We start from the raw sequence: 14,890 nt of genomic DNA on the forward strand, positions 1-14,890 counted from the left end.
TATGCCTAAAGAAAGCTGCGTACCTGTTTACCGATGATCTGAATCCCCCGCTCGATATGTTCATCCGTTACTCGTGAAAAACCAAGCCGCAATGTGTTCCTTCCTTCGCCTTCCCGAATAAAAAACTTGTCTCCCGGTGTAAAAATAACCCCCTGTTCGGTACAAGCTTCCAGCAGTTGGCGTGTGTCCACGCCTGAGGGAAAGGTAAGAAACAAATGCAGGCCCCCGTCGCCAGACAGCTGCGCCTCAGGGAGGTGCGCTTCACAGCATGCTTTCGTAAGCTCATATTTGTGCTTATATTCCATACGTGCTTTTTTTACATATTTATCGAAATTTCCATTGAGCAAATATTGATATAATATCGCTTGATCAATGGTTGATGTATGAATAGTGCGTGCACGCTTAATGCTCTCCAGATTATCGATCAGCGTCCGGTCTCCGAGCACCCAGCCCACTCGCAAGCCAGGGAACAACACCTTGGAGAGGCTGCCAATATAGATGACTCCGTTCCCTTGCCCTGCTGTCGCTATTAATGGCGCAACATGCGCTCCCGAGTAGCGCAGCTCCTCATTGAATCCATCTTCGATCACTGGAATCTGATAACGCATCATTAATTTCATAACGGCGCTGCGCTTCGCTGGTGACATGACAATGCCTGTAGGATTGTGATAAGAAGGAATCAAATAGGCCAGATCGAAGCGTTTTGTCTGCTTCTGTAATACCGCCTCAAGCTGCTTCACATCGATACCGTCATACTCCATCGGAATGCCGGTAATCTCAAATCCCTGCAGCTTCAAATTTTTGATCGCTGTATGATGGGTCGGATTTTCACAAATGACCGCTCCGCGGCGAGCAGAAGGGCGTAGTGCCGACAGTACTATGTCAAAGCCTTCTGTAAACCCACTCGTAATCAGCATATCCTTGCCGCTTACATCGACTCCCTTATGCTCCATATACCGCATCAAGTAATCGATCAGCGGCTTGTAGCCCTTGGCATAGCCGTAGTTGAGCAGCATCTGCCCTTCGATTGCCATCCGATCCATAAAGGCTCGCTTTACATCCCCCAGATCAAATAGCTTCTCATCCGGAGCGATGCTTGTGAACGAGATGACGCCTTTTTGGGCACGAATGCCCTGCTTCATCATATCCAGCTCTACAGCCGATACAGCATACTCGTTCATTCTTGCCTTCCAGTCGATCTGCCAGGCGTCAGAGTCGTTAGCTCCTCTGTTATCTGCGGTCAAACGGCCCACCATAGCGGCCACATAGCTACCCTTGCCGGGAATCGCATACGTAAATCCGTCATCCATCAGGCCTTCATAGGCTGCAATGACTGTATTGCGGCTCACCTTTAGCAAACCGCTCATTTCTCGTGTGGAGGGCAGCCTCTGATCCGCCTGAAGCGCCCCTTTTATAATTAAACGTTTGACGTATTCTTTCACTTGTATCGCGACCGGCCGGTCGCTGACGAGCTTGAAATCCTGGTACATCCTTCATCGCCCCCTCTGTAATGATGGCATAGGGAACGGTAGAAAAAAAGAACCACCTTGCTTGATTTTTCATCCTTCGATGGTTCCTCCGCATTTTATCCCTCATTAGAACGTCAAGTCGAAGCACCAGTTCATCAAAAACAGTAATCAGGGAGATCGTCGAGAAACCGCCGGATATCACTTGTTGACAAGCTCATCTTCAAAAACCTATAATTTCGTTAATTGAACTAATTGGTTTATTTTTATACTTATAAGTTTATTCTTTGGGAGGAAGATGATCTTGTTAAAACGCAATCTCCACTTTTTAGTGGCCGGTGTAATGTTGCTAACCAGCTCTGCGTGTTCGTCGTCAGGTTCCACAGAATCGAATGCTGTTGACACTAGCGGAGCGAAAGTTGCAATCACAACGGTCCAGAAGCAATCAGTATCTGCCATGAAAAAGCTTTCCGGTACACTGGAAGCTTCTCAAGAAGTATCCGTCGCTTTCGAGTTATCCGGTCTTGTCCAAGCAGCTTTATTTGAAGTAGGTGATCCCGTCTCACAGAACCAGGTTTTAGTCAAATTAGACAGTTCAAATTATCAGCTCCAATTGGAAAAAGCAAACAATTCCATTGCTGAAGCTCAATCAGGCCTCAAAAGTGCCGCTGCTGCGATGGCTGGAGCCGAAGCCTCCATATCCTCTGCCGAGGCTCAGATGAATGCTGCTTCCGCCTCATTGAATAAAACTGTTAAAGGGGCAAGACAACAGGAGATTGACCAGGCCCGTACAAAGGTGGAAAGAGCGCAAGCGGCACTTGCCAAATCCCGGACGGATGCAGCCCGTGTGCAATCGCTTTATGAACAAGGAATCGCGACGAAAGAGGAACAGGAACGAGCACAGCTCGCTCTCACGAATGCTTCCAAGGACGTTGAGGACACGCGAAATGCTCTGTCCCTGCTAGAAGAAGGAGCTACCCAGGAGGATCTCGAAACGGCAAAATCCGGAGTTCAACAGGCCCGTGCTGCCAGAGAATCGGCTACCGCGACTCTGAAACAGGCTGAAGCAGCGCATGATCAGGCTTCCGTCCAGTATGAGCAAGCGATAGTGGCTAAAGAGGAAGCCAAGCTTTCCCTATCCAAAACCTCTGTGAAATCTCCAATCTCAGGGGTGATTTTAGAAAAAAACGTGACTGCTGGCGAACTGACCTCTTCCGGACAAACTGTTTATCGAATCGGTCAAATCGATCAATTGAAGGTGCTGCTGCCCGTGCCGGATCATGAGATTGAGCAATTGAAAAAAGGAGATAAAGTGAATCTGAGCCTGTACGGTCAGGAACGAGCAGGAACAGTCAGCAGAATATACCCGGCTACCAATTCCGATACGGGTTCCATTAATGTGGAGGTTATGGTCTCGAATCCCAAACATGACTGGGCACCGGGCCAGGTGGTCAAAGCAGGTCTGAGCACGCAGCAAAGCAAGAAGCTCCTGATCCCTGCCAAGGCTGTGCTTAGCAGCGGCAATGAAACGTATGTATATAAAGTTGTAAACAATAAGGCAGTAAAAACGATAGTGAAAATAGGCGAGCTAACCGGCAATAAGCTGGAAATTACGGATGGCCTCTCCGTTGGTGACGCTATTGTTACGACAGGCGCCAGCTCCATGTACGACGGTTTGGTCGTTCAGCCTGTGGAGGAACAAGCAAATGATTGATTACTTTATCCGCAAACGGAAGCTGACCGTCTTTATCTTTGTTATGGCTATCGTATTTGGAATCTTCGAGGTCACTCAGCTTCCCAGACAGGAAATGCCTAATATAATCCAAAAAACGGCAGTGGTCACAACGATATATCCGGGCGCTGCCCCTGAAAAGGTAGAGCGGGAAATTACAACTCTGCTGGAACAGAAATTCAGAGAAGTAGAAAACATCAAAACGCTGGAATCCACCTCCGAATATGGGATATCGACGATCCGTATCGAGACGGAAGGCACGGCGGACGCCAAAGCCGTTTGGGAGGAAATCCGTCAGAAAATAAATGATATCGAATCTTCACTTCCCGAGGACACGCAAAAGCCAGTCATTAATGAAAACCTGAATAAAACATTTATCCATTCTTATGCCATCACAGCCGGTTCATCTGAACAACTGTATAAGCTGTATGATTTGGTTCAGCATTGGAAAGACCAGCTCAGCACCGTGGAAGATGTCTCCCAAATCATTGTTCAAGGGCTTCCGGATCGGGAAGTACAGCTCCAGATTGATGCCGCCAGACTGCAGCAGTATCAGATCACCTGGGAACAATTAATGCAGGCTGTTCAAAAAGAAAATGAGCGCAGCCCGCTTGGAAATCTGGATTACAATGAACTGGCCTATCAGTTGAATGTGGATCAGTCACAAAGCATGGAAGATTTGAACCGAATTATGATCAAGCAAACCGCTGATGGAACCCCGGTATATTTGGAGGATGTCAGCACTGTACTGCTCTCCCACAGCCAGTCTAATTATATGGCTTATTATAACGGCAAGCCTGCGGTCATTCTGACGATTATGGGCAACACAGGGGCTGATGTGGAGAAAATCTTTGAAAGAATCAATCAGGAGATGCTTGCTTTAACAGAAACCCTGCCTCAGGATTATCAACTGCAGACTCTGTTCTCACAGACGGATCGGGTAGACGATATTTTCCATCATCTATCACGGGAAATGATGTTTGCCATAGCTTCCGTTATTCTCATATGCACACTGGGATTGAACCTGGTGACTTCTTCGTTTGTGGCGCTGGCGATCCCGATTTCTATCGCCATCGGGCTGATTATTTTGCCGCTGCTGGGTGTTACACTCAACCAGGTAACCGTCATCGGATTAATTATTGTCATGGGGATTCTGGTGGATGATGCGGTGGTCGTCAATGACAATATTGAACGAAGGCTGCAGGCGCTTGGAGAATCCCCCACAGAAGCGGCACTGCGCGGAACCAAGGAGGTTGCGATTTCTATTTTAACGGCTACATTGGCCACCGTAGCCTCTTTTGGTCCGCTGCTCTTTTTGTCGGGTGATGCCGGTTCATTTGCCAAGCCGCTTCCTTACGCTGTTATCTTTACCCTGTTGGCTTCCATGCTGATGTCGCTGACCATCATCCCTATTTTCAGGGAATGGTATGGAACAAAGCATCGGCGAAATATGAAAACAGAGCATACTCCCCGTCCATCGGGGCTGCTGGGTAGGCAAATTGATGGCATGCGTAATTTCTATTCCGGCAAGCTTATTCCGAAAGTGATTCAGCGTCCCGCCATCTACGCGGCAGGCGGACTGCTGATCAGCAGCTTGTTATACGGGCTGCTTGCTATCATTCCACTGGACCTTTTCCCGGAAACAGATGATCCGCAGGTAAGTATCAATGTGCGGACACCTGTGGGCACTTCTATTGAAGAGACCCGGAAAATTACGGCCGACATCGCTGGCTGGATACAGAAGCAACCGAATATTCGCACTGTGACTTATGCGGCAGGCGGCAGTGCCCCTATGCTGTTTCAGGATATGACCGCCGATGACAGGACAGGTCCTACTGCCGGACAGGTTGCTGTTGTCGGTGTCGAAGGAAAATTCAAGGCAGATGAAGCCGTGGCGGAATGGTCTGCCGAGCTGAAAGACCGCTTTCCGGGCCAATCCATAACACTTAAAATTCCTGAGATGGGGCTTCCGCTCGGCAAGCCGATTTCTATCCGAATCTCCGGCAACGATCTGCATCAACTGCAACGCCTGGCAGATTCCGTCAAACAGGAAGCGATGAACACTCCGGGTACTCAGAACGTCTACCACAGTATGGAGAATGAAAACTATACCCTGGATTTCCAGGTGGACAAGCAGGCTATGGATCATTATAAAGTTAGCTACAACAGCCTGACCAATACGCTGTTGCTGATGGGTAACGGACTCCAATTCAGCGAATTTGATACAGGCAGCGATCTGATTCACATGAAAATGAGTCTCGGCATACCTGATGAAGACCCTGAGGTTCTGTTCCAGCAATTGAATGTGACCAATGCGGCTGGAATACAAATCCCGCTCACACAACTGGCAGAGATGAAGCCGTCTTTTGAAACCCAGCAAATAAATCATTATAATTTAAAGCGTACTGTTACCATTGATGCTGATTTATACGGGCGTACTGCCAATGAGGTTATGCGGGAAATAAGAGATAACCTGCGTAACACCTCCTTCCCGCCCGGATACAGTTGGGCTATTGGCGGTGAAGTGGACGGGCAGAACGATGTTTTGTCCGAAATAGCAAAGCTATACGTGGTCGTTATTTTCCTGATCTTCCTGCTGATCTTCCTGCAATTCTATTCTTTCTCAGCACCAGTTATCATCATGACAACTGTTTATATGGCGGCAGCAGGCGGGTTCCTTGGACTGTTCATCTTAAACATGCCGATCAGCTTCATGGGGATATTGGGAATGACGGCGCTTGCGGGTATTGTTGTGCGTAACGGAATTGTGCTGCTGGAGTTCATCGAAGACGCACGCCGGGAAGGTGCCGATCTGGAGGAAGCGGTAATCGGGGCCACCCATGCCCGTTTTCGGCCGATCCTGCTCACCTCCGTAACGGCCATTGTAGGGATGATTCCGATTGCTACTATTGGTGAGCTGTTGTTCCAGCCATTGGCCTATACCATTATATTCGGTTTAATGTACTCTACCCTGCTCACCATGCTCGTTGTGCCTTCATTGTATCTGCTTGTCGCCAAGTTCAAATTAAGAAGACAAGTCGGGAAAGAAAGCGAGAGAAAATGAAAAAAATAACCAGCGAAGAAATTATTCAGGCTGCCCTTTCCCTGTTTTCCGAGAAAGGTTATGAGGCAACCTCCGTAGATGAGATCGCCCGTCAAAGCGGCATGGTCAAGGCGTCATTTTATAAATATTTTAAAAGCAAGGAAGAATTGCTGCAGGGTACAATTGCTTTTGTTCAGGAAGACATGGAGAAGGAGCTGGAAAAGGTATATCTGAACTTCAGACTGTCTCCCCGCGAGAAGCTGACCCAGTTTTATATTATCGCTCTTGAGCGTGTCTACCAGAGTAAAATGCATCTGCTCATCTTCTCCGTTCCGCTGCTCGGCTCAACCGATGAAAGGATTGCGCAGGCTGTCGACAGCTTGGAAAATAGTTTATCCAACCGGGTTCTGGATTTGATGAGCAACCTGTACGGGGAAGAATGGAGCGACTATTATTACGACATTATTTTTGTAATAAAAAGCATGCTGATCAGTTATGTGCGTATGAATGGTGTGGAATTCCGTGCTTCTGAACATCAGATGCTGGCTGATTTTGTCATGAGCATTACAGATATCCTGATGCAGGGAATGACGAGCCCGGATCATCATCATGAAATCATGTGGAAGCCGGCTTCGGAGGAACAAGGAATACCACGGAACCAATGGCAGCAGGTTGATTCGATTTTGCAGCGTATGCACGATACTATAGGAAAGCTAAATCTGCAAGATGCGGATAAACATGATTACTTCAGCATTTTAGAGAAGCTGCAAGCCGAGCTAGCGGGCACATTAAACGAAACCGCTCATGTTAAAGCCTTATTGCTCTTTCTGGGACAGGTGGCCGAACTGCGGGAATGTTGTCAGAAATTAAAAATCGTATTAAATTCCTAGTTACGCCTTGCTGACAATAAGTTTAAATGGTACAATTTAATACTATACCGTTTCGTATCGAATTGATCCGGATATATAAAAAATGATTTGATTGGTCAGGTGAAATGCAATGTCAGCACGACCTTCTTCCCGGCAGCGCTTGCTGGATGTGGCTTCCGATTTATTTTATCGTGAAGGGATTCGAGCAATAAGCATGGATGCAATTGTTGAGAAATCCGGAGTAAGTAAAGCAACCCTCTATCGGCATTTTCCATCAAAAGATGATTTAATTGCTGCCTATCTTGAGGCACATGAACATCATATTTGGGAGCATTTTGACGAAGCCATTCTTAAACATGAAGGGTCCCCAAAAGCGGAGCTTACCTCATTAGTGGACGCCGTTGTAGAATTGTTTAAACCTGAATATTACCGGGGATGTCCTTTTCTCAATGCATTTGCCGAATTTTCCAATGCAAATCACCCTGCCCATCGGCTGGCTCTTGATTATAACCTTGCATTGCGGGCTAAGATATTGCAAATCTGTCAGAAGGCAGGCAAGATGGATGAGAGTTGGCCTGAACAGCTTCTGCTGGTAATCAACGGAGCATATTCGTCTATTCCAGTACTCGGCTTAACAAAATCTGCAAACCAACTAAAAAAAATAGCTGTTCAGATGATAAATCAGTATCTTGATTAAAACTATAGATGATCAGAAATAACCATGCTATTTCTGATCATCTAAAGTTTTTTTGTTTCCCAAAGAAAATTCCGAGTTGACACAAAACTAAACGGCATAGTATCATTTCAATTATGATACTAAACGGTTTAGTATCATTGAACTATTTACCATTAAACATAACGTCGGGAGGAAAAACATGAGTCAAGTATCTGTAATTGGTTTAGGCCCTATGGGAGCAGCGCTCGTCCAAGCGCTGCTTAGAAATGGAATGCAAGTAACAGTCTGGAATCGAACGATCTCAAAGGCAGACTCGCTTGTTCAGCAAGGAGCGGTTCTTGCCCCTTCTGCGGCTGCTGCAATTAATGCGAGCAGTATCAGTATTATTTGCGTTGCTAACTACAAGACTTCAGCGAGTATTCTTGAGACAGAAGAAATTGTTCCCCTTCTTGCCGGTCGCACGTTGGTCCAGCTAAGCACGGGTACCCCTCAGGAAGCTAGAAACAGTGAGCTTTGGGTGCGGGAACATGGTGCGAATTATTTGGATGGAGCTATTCAAGCTTGGCCTAGTCACATAGGGAATCCGGAAACCGTAATACTCTATTCGGGTTTACAAACTGTTTTTAAAGCAAACGAGCCAATTCTTAAGATCCTTGCCGGAAATTCACTCTATTTGGGTGAAGCTGTAGGTTCGGCATCCGCGCAGGCTTTGGCTGTAATTTCATATCTTTTGGGCACATGGCTGGGTTTTGCTCATGGAGCTCATATACTTGAATCGGAAAACCTGCCGATTGACTCCTTCGGTTCGATGCTTGCTGCTATTGCACCGTTACTTGGAGAGGAAGCCAAGCATCAAAGCAAGGTCATTCAATCAGGGAATTTTGGAAACCCGGAAAGCTCTCTCAAAACATCTGCTGATAGCGTAGAACGTCTTATTCAACAGGCTAGGGAAGCTGGTATAAACTCCGATTTTCCCGGGTTTGCGTTACCACTTTTTGTGAAAGCTGCTGAGGCGGGTTACGAAAACGAGGAAGTATCAGCAATTATCAAAGTACTTCGTAACGGATCGACCTCTCCCCTGCTATTGCAGCATACGAAAACAACTTAATAAGAAAACGGCCGATCCAGCCGGTACAGGCTTCGATACCTTTCATCGCTCTCCAGCAGTGCTCGATGTGTTCCTCTCACTCGAATACGTCCCTGCTCCATGAAAATAATCTCGTCCATCTGCTCCATGCCCCGAAGGTGATGGGTGACCCAGATCAACGTTTTGTGCCGTAATACGTCCATGATCGTTGCGATCAATGCTTGCTCCGTCCACGGATCAAGTCCAGCAGCGGGCTCATCCAGAATAACGATGGGATGGTCCTGCAGCAGCACCCGGGCGAGCGCAAGGCGGCGCTGTTCTCCTCCCGAGAAGCGCGAGCCTGCTTCCTGCATGAGCGTTGTGTAGCCGTCCGGCAGCGCCTGAATCTGCTCATGCAGCCCTACCATCCGAGTCACGCGCTGAATATCCGCATCACTGGCCCCGGGTTTTGCCATGCGGATGTTGTTTGCAACCGTCGTATCAAACAGATAAGGCGCCTGGTTCAAAGTGGAAAATAAATGGGCAGGCGGCCCCGGGCTGCGGATGGGCTGACCGTTGATCAGAACCGTGCCGCTGGTCGGATGCAGCAAGCCTTGCATCAGCTTCAGAATGGTAGATTTGCCGGAGCCGCTTCGCCCCAGAATGGCCACCTTGGAGGCAGGCGCGATATGAAGATGTATGTTCTGCACCGCCCATATCTGACTGTCCGGGTATTTGAAACTACCGTCCTGTACTTCCAACTGGTAGTGGTCCTCCACCTCCCACGAAGCGGTCTGCTCGGAACCGGCACTCTCCGCTGTTGCAGCTTTCGTCGGAGCCAAGGGTGAATATGCTTGCTCGGTATCCTGAAGACGTATCAGCGACTCTCTGTATTCAGGCAGTGCCGTAACCGAATGTCCTGCACGAATCAGCGCGTCCAGCAACGGAAAAGCCACCAACGCATATGCGGCAATGGCCGTCGCCTCGATCCTCCCCTGGGTAGCCATGCCGCCAGACCAGATGGTGAACGCGGCGATGGCGCCACCTCCCAGGACCTGTGTAAGCAGACTTAGCCGCCACTCGCTTCGCTGCACGGAGCGATACAACTGTGCCGCTGCACGCTCCCGATCGTTAAGCTCCTGCACTAATGCCGAAACTCGGCCGCTCAGCTTCCAATCTGTCATGCCGAAAAGCGCATCTGTCAGCTTGCGATAGGAGCGGCTTCTTGCTTTTTTCCACTCCACCTGTCGTCCAAGCGTGCGCCAGAGCACCACACAGGGTGCCCCAAACGCCATAAAACCTGTGTATAGTCCCATTTGCAATGCAAAGATCGTATCAAGGCGTCCAAGCAAGGCGATCCCTATCCCGAACAGCAGCAAGCCGGTCAGCATAGGCAGCAGGAAGCGCAGATACATGTTCTGAAGCTGCTCGATGTCTTCTGCCAGCAGACCCAGGATCGTGCCTGTCTGGAAGCTTCTGCCTCCGGTCGCCGCATGTGGCTCAAGCCGGTCATACAATCGCTCCCGCATCTGGCCGATGACACGTAGCACCACGTCATGACTGACTAGGCGCTCGGTATATTGCAGTACTGCTTTGCCGAACCCGAAGACACGCACCAGCACGATCGGCACGTAGACCATCAGGATATTTTCGGGCTTCAGAGCAGAGCGCGAGATCAGATATCCTGATGTGTACATCATCGCTGCCGCGCATGCAACGGCGAACACGCCGAGGATGAAGACAACCGAGAACAGCAGGACATTTTTGCGCAAATATGGGAGCAGCCAGCCTTCGCGGGCGGTTGCAGTTCTTTTCATCTACGCGTGTCCTCCTTTGAAGTGTTGGTCAACAAACGATAGTACAGTCCTTCTCTTTGGATCAGGTCAGCATGGGTTCCGCTCTCCACCACTTTTCCTGCGTCTAGCACAAGAATGTAATCCATCTCGTCCATCCAGTGCAGACGGTGAGTAGCCAGGACCAGTTGTCTGTCATGCAGCACCGACAGAATGGTCTGCTTCAGCTCCCATTCCGTCTCCAGGTCAAGATGGGAGGTCGGTTCATCCAATAGCAATATGCTTCGTTCACCCAGCAGAGCCCGGGCGAGCGCAACCCGCTGAGCCTGTCCTCCGCTCAGTCCGCGCCCCCCCTCACCAATTTGCTCTTGCAGCCCTTTGGGTACGGAATCAACCCACGCGCGCAGACCGACGGCATCGATTGCGCCATTAACCTGCTCCAGTGTTGCCTCAGGTGAATAGAGCCGCAGATTATCCAGCAGCGTCTGGCTGAAAATATAGGGGTGCTGCGGCAAAAGGGATACGTTCTTTTGCCACAGAGAGGCGTTGGCCCTGTCGATCTGTACATCGTTCACGTGCAATTGTCCGGAGGACGGTGGCAGCAGACCGGTGAGCACCTGCAGCAGGGTTGTTTTGCCCGCGCCGCTCGCGCCAACAATGCCGAGCCTTCGTATAGCGGAAGGCCATTCCGCGTTGACCCGATCCAGGATCAGCCCTCCATGCTCGCCGCTGACACAAATATCCGATAATTGTATGGCATAAGGCGGCTTCTCCAGCGCTTTTTCCGTTAAGACCGTTTGTGAGGCTGACGAGTGCCCTGTGGTATCTGCATGCAGTGGGTCTGCTTCTTCGCTTCCCTCCGGTTCTGGCGGAGAAAGCGCAAGCACGTCCCGGATCGTTCGCCATGCTTCCTTGCCATCCAGAGTTGCATGATAATCCGTGCCCAGCATCCGTACCGGAGCAAAATATTCAGGGGCCAGCAACAGAACAGCCAGCGCTATCCCGATGCCCATGCTGCCGTCAACCAGTCTTAATCCAAGCCCCACGGCTACAGATGCAACCGATAGCATGCTAAAGAAGTCGAGGGCAAGCGAGGATAGAAAGGCAATCCGCAGCGTCTTCATGGTCAATGTCCGGTATGACTCGCTGACACGCCCTACGGTTGCCCCGTGCGCCTTGCTCAAACCCAGAAACGCCAGTGTCTGCAAGCCGCGCAGTGCATCGGTAAAATGATGCGCCAGCATCCGATAAGATCGCCACTGCCGATCCGCTTGGCTTCGGGCAGCGAGTCCGAGCAGAATGAAGAAACCGATCAGCACAGGCAGCGTGATCGCCAGAATGATGCCTGACGCCACATCAAGGCGAATGATTGAGAGCCATACAATGGCTGTAATGCATGCCATATCGACGGTACGCGGAAGCGCCAGCTCCAGCGTTTTGCGGAAGCGATCCACCCCGTCCAGCACAAGCGTTACTTTTTGCCCGCTGCCTCCTGCGATGAAGGAACGGTCTTCTTTCTCAAATATGGCCTGCAGCAGCGCTTCCCGAATGCGTTCCGCCGAAGCATCGGCAAAGCGGCCTGCTTGCCTGCGCTGAAGCCAGCTCAGCGTATTGCGGGCTGCCAGCGCCGCCACAAACGCGATCACCGCAGCATAGGCCGACTGGACGGGGGTACCGTTGAACAGCATAGTGATGCTGTGGGCGAGCAGCGTGGCTTGGACGACCAGCGCGATCCCCTGCATGATCGAAAGCAGCGACAATTTCAACAGATGACTGCGGATACCTGGAAGTTCAAACCATGTTTTATCCATCAGTATTCCAGGTGATCCTTTTCACTTACTCGTTTGTGGAACACAAAATAGCTCCACGCCTGGTTCATCAATACAAAAGGAAGCAGTATCGAGGCTACAATCGTCATCGCCTTCAGGGTATACGCACCGGAAGATGCATTATATAACGTCAGACTGTAGCTGCTGTCCAGGGAGCTGACCATCAGACGGGGGAACAGGCCGGTGAACAGTGCAGCAAAGGTGAGCAGAATGAGCAAACCTGTCATGACAAACGCCCATCCTTCCTTCTGCCTCCGCAATGCCCAGAACGCGCACAGCAGAGATGCCAACGCAGCGGCCAGCAGCATGGGCAGCCACAGCGGCTGACGTGTATACAGATCCGTTTCGCTGATTGTCCATCCGGCGAGAATAAGAAGCAATATGGCGGTCACTGGCAGTACCCGGGCTGCATAATGGCGTGCACGTGCTCTCAGTTCTCCTGTCGTCCGCAAGGAAATGAAGGTGAAGCCGTGAAGCAAGCACAGACATACAAGCGTTCCGCCTGCCCATACACTATAGCCGTTCACTAGCTCTGACAGTCCTGCCCTCATCTCCATGTCTGCGCCAATCGGCACACCACGCACAAGATTGGCGAATATGATGCCGAACATCAGCGGTGGCACAACACTGCCGAACAAGATCGAAGCGTCCCACACCTTGCGCCATACGTCCCGATCGACTTTACTACGAAACTCAAACGCAACCCCTCTGACAATGAGTGCCAGCAGAATAACCGTGAAAATCCCATAATACCCGCTGAACATGGTGGCATACCAGTCCGGGAAGGCGGCAAACATCGCCCCAGCCGCCGTGATCAGCCACACCTCGTTGGCATCCCAGAACGGGCCGATCGTGTTGATCAGCACCCTTTTCTCCAGATCACTGCGGGATAATACACCAGTTGCCATACCCACGCCGAAATCGAACCCCTCCAGAAAGAAAAAACCGGTGAACAATACGGCGATCAGCACAAACCACAGCTCATTCAGCAGCATGATGATCCCCTCCTTCATATGGATATGGATCATGGATCGTTACGTCGGGCTTGTAGTGATCATATGGACTTTTGCGTGCTTCCCGTACAAACAGAAACGCCAGGATTCCGAGTAAAATCAGATACAGGGTTGTGAAGGAAGCGAGCGAAAATAACACCTGATGGGCGCTGACGCTCGCCGATACCGAATCTTTTGTACGCAGCAATCCGAATACGGTCCAGGGCTGCCTGCCTACCTCGGTCATAATCCATCCGGCTGTGTTGGCGACGAACGGCAGGGCTATGGCGCCCAACATCATGTTCATGTACACCGGATGGGCTTGTTCAAGCTTTTTACGAACTGACAGATACAACCCATATAAAGCGAGCAAAATCATTAACGAGCCACAGCCCACCATGATGCGAAAGCTCCAGAAAGTTGTCCGTACAGGGGGGATATAGTTTCCCGGTCCGTAGGTGGCCTCGTATTCGGCCTGCAATTCCTTCATGCCTGGCACGGCTCCCGAAAACTTGTTGTATGACAAATAACTGAGAAGGTAGGGAATTTTCAACTCAAACGTATTCTCTTGCTTATCGGGATCGATTCCTGCCACGATTGTCCAGGGTGCAGGGTCTTCGCTCGTCTCCCACAGCCCTTCGCTTGCGGCCATCTTCATCGGCTGCGTCTCCACGAGAAACTGCGCCTGCCCATGGCCGAATGACGCAATCGCTATAGACGATATTGAAGCTACAGCGATGCTGAGCGTAAACGATGTTTTGAAAAAAGGTACATCCTTCCTGCGCAGCAGCTTCCACGCACTGATGCCAGCCACCAGAAAGGCTCCGGTTGCGAAGGCCGCAGAGACCGTGTGCGGAAACTCCCACAGCACCTGCTCATTGGTGATCATGGCCCATATATCGGTCAGCTCCGCCCTGCCGTCCACAATGGAATAGCCCACCGGGCGCTGCATGAAGGAATTGGCGGTAAGAATCCAGAAGGCGGACAGCATCGTTCCGATCGATACCAGCCACATGCAGGTTAGATGCACCCCTTTGGACAAGCGATCCCAACCAAACACCCACAGCCCAATAAATGTGGACTCCAGGAAAAAGGCAAGCAGAGCTTCAATGGCAAGTGGTGTGCCAAATACATCACCAACAAAACGCGAGAAATTCGACCAGTTCATGCCAAACTGGAACTCCTGCAGAATGCCGGTCACGACGCCTACGGCAAAGTTGATCAGCAGAAAGTGTCCCCAGAACTTAGCCATTTTCTTATAAAGCTCTTTTTTGGTGACTACATACATCGTTTCCATGATCGCGATCAACAGGGACAGACCCATCGATATGGGAACAAAAACAAAATGCAGAATTGTGGTGGTTGCGAACTGCAAGCGTGCCAATTCAAGCACGTCCATCACGGGTTCCCCCTTTCATTGTGTC

At 50.2% G+C, this 14,890-nt stretch carries 10 protein-coding genes; 5 read left to right on the forward strand and 5 right to left on the reverse strand.

Translation table 11 applies throughout. The annotated features are described in order from the left end of the window. Positions 1 to 5: 5 nt before the first annotated feature. The gene (locus OIN60_RS18990; protein ID WP_305756434.1) at positions 6 to 1,490 is read right to left on the reverse strand and encodes an aminotransferase-like domain-containing protein; all 1,485 of its coding nucleotides are present in this window, start codon (positions 1,488 to 1,490) and stop codon (positions 6 to 8) included. Between the two features lie 280 nt (positions 1,491 to 1,770). Between OIN60_RS18990 and OIN60_RS18995 the strand changes: the two genes are divergently transcribed. From OIN60_RS18995 to OIN60_RS19015, 5 genes are all read left to right on the forward strand, one after another. After that, positions 1,771 to 3,180: an efflux RND transporter periplasmic adaptor subunit gene (locus OIN60_RS18995; RefSeq protein ID WP_305756435.1), complete on the forward strand. Its 1,410-nt coding sequence runs from the start codon at positions 1,771 to 1,773 to the stop codon at positions 3,178 to 3,180. Next, positions 3,173 to 6,262: an efflux RND transporter permease subunit gene (locus OIN60_RS19000; protein ID WP_305756436.1), complete on the forward strand. Its 3,090-nt coding sequence runs from the start codon at positions 3,173 to 3,175 to the stop codon at positions 6,260 to 6,262. The genes OIN60_RS18995 and OIN60_RS19000 overlap by 8 nt, the downstream gene beginning before the upstream one ends. After that, a complete protein-coding gene (locus tag OIN60_RS19005; RefSeq protein ID WP_305756437.1) occupies positions 6,259 to 7,131 on the forward strand; it encodes a TetR/AcrR family transcriptional regulator in 873 nt (290 codons plus the stop codon). Before OIN60_RS19000 ends, OIN60_RS19005 begins: the two co-directional genes overlap by 4 nt. 109 nt (positions 7,132 to 7,240) lie before the next feature. After that, the gene (locus tag OIN60_RS19010) at positions 7,241 to 7,807 is read left to right on the forward strand and encodes a TetR/AcrR family transcriptional regulator (protein WP_305756438.1); all 567 of its coding nucleotides are present in this window, start codon (positions 7,241 to 7,243) and stop codon (positions 7,805 to 7,807) included. Between the two features lie 151 nt (positions 7,808 to 7,958). Further along, positions 7,959 to 8,894 carry an NAD(P)-dependent oxidoreductase gene (locus OIN60_RS19015; RefSeq protein WP_305756486.1) on the forward strand — a complete coding sequence of 312 codons (936 nt, stop codon included), beginning with the start codon at positions 7,959 to 7,961 and terminating at the stop codon, positions 8,892 to 8,894. On the opposite strand, the gene cydC is transcribed toward OIN60_RS19015, so the two are convergent. From cydC to OIN60_RS19035, 4 genes are read right to left on the reverse strand one after another with little or no spacing between them, the layout of a single operon-like run. After that, on the reverse strand, positions 8,891 to 10,669 hold the full coding sequence (cydC, locus tag OIN60_RS19020; RefSeq protein ID WP_305756439.1) for a thiol reductant ABC exporter subunit CydC: 1,779 nt from the start codon (positions 10,667 to 10,669) through the stop codon (positions 8,891 to 8,893). The genes OIN60_RS19015 and cydC overlap by 4 nt on opposite strands. After that, positions 10,666 to 12,456: a thiol reductant ABC exporter subunit CydD gene (cydD, locus tag OIN60_RS19025; protein WP_305756440.1), complete on the reverse strand. Its 1,791-nt coding sequence runs from the start codon at positions 12,454 to 12,456 to the stop codon at positions 10,666 to 10,668. Before cydD ends, cydC begins: the two co-directional genes overlap by 4 nt. Next, a complete protein-coding gene (gene cydB / locus OIN60_RS19030; RefSeq protein WP_305756441.1) occupies positions 12,456 to 13,469 on the reverse strand; it encodes a cytochrome d ubiquinol oxidase subunit II in 1,014 nt (337 codons plus the stop codon). The genes cydD and cydB overlap by 1 nt, the downstream gene beginning before the upstream one ends. After that, complete coding sequence (locus OIN60_RS19035; protein ID WP_305756442.1) at positions 13,456 to 14,865, reverse strand: cytochrome ubiquinol oxidase subunit I; 1,410 nt, start codon at positions 14,863 to 14,865, stop codon at positions 13,456 to 13,458. The genes cydB and OIN60_RS19035 overlap by 14 nt, the downstream gene beginning before the upstream one ends. Positions 14,866 to 14,890 lie beyond the last annotated feature (25 nt).

It is taken from the genome of Paenibacillus zeirhizosphaerae (assembly GCF_030705605.1).
Classification (GTDB): Bacteria; Bacillota; Bacilli; order Paenibacillales; family Paenibacillaceae; genus Paenibacillus; species Paenibacillus zeirhizosphaerae.

Excerpts from the sequence above, each read along its gene's own strand:
- cydC (WP_305756439.1), bottom strand. The coding sequence starts at position 10,669 with ATGAAAAGAACTGCAACCGCCCGCGAAGGCTGGCTGCTCCCATATTTG.
- OIN60_RS18990 (WP_305756434.1), bottom strand. The coding sequence starts at position 1,490 with ATGTACCAGGATTTCAAGCTCGTCAGCGACCGGCCGGTCGCGATACAA.
- OIN60_RS19035 (WP_305756442.1), bottom strand. The coding sequence starts at position 14,865 with ATGGACGTGCTTGAATTGGCACGCTTGCAGTTCGCAACCACCACAATT.
- OIN60_RS19000 (WP_305756436.1), top strand. The coding sequence starts at position 3,173 with ATGATTGATTACTTTATCCGCAAACGGAAGCTGACCGTCTTTATCTTT.
- cydD (WP_305756440.1), bottom strand. The coding sequence starts at position 12,456 with ATGGATAAAACATGGTTTGAACTTCCAGGTATCCGCAGTCATCTGTTG.
- cydB (WP_305756441.1), bottom strand. The coding sequence starts at position 13,469 with ATGCTGCTGAATGAGCTGTGGTTTGTGCTGATCGCCGTATTGTTCACC.
- OIN60_RS19010 (WP_305756438.1), top strand. The coding sequence starts at position 7,241 with ATGTCAGCACGACCTTCTTCCCGGCAGCGCTTGCTGGATGTGGCTTCC.
- OIN60_RS19005 (WP_305756437.1), top strand. The coding sequence starts at position 6,259 with ATGAAAAAAATAACCAGCGAAGAAATTATTCAGGCTGCCCTTTCCCTG.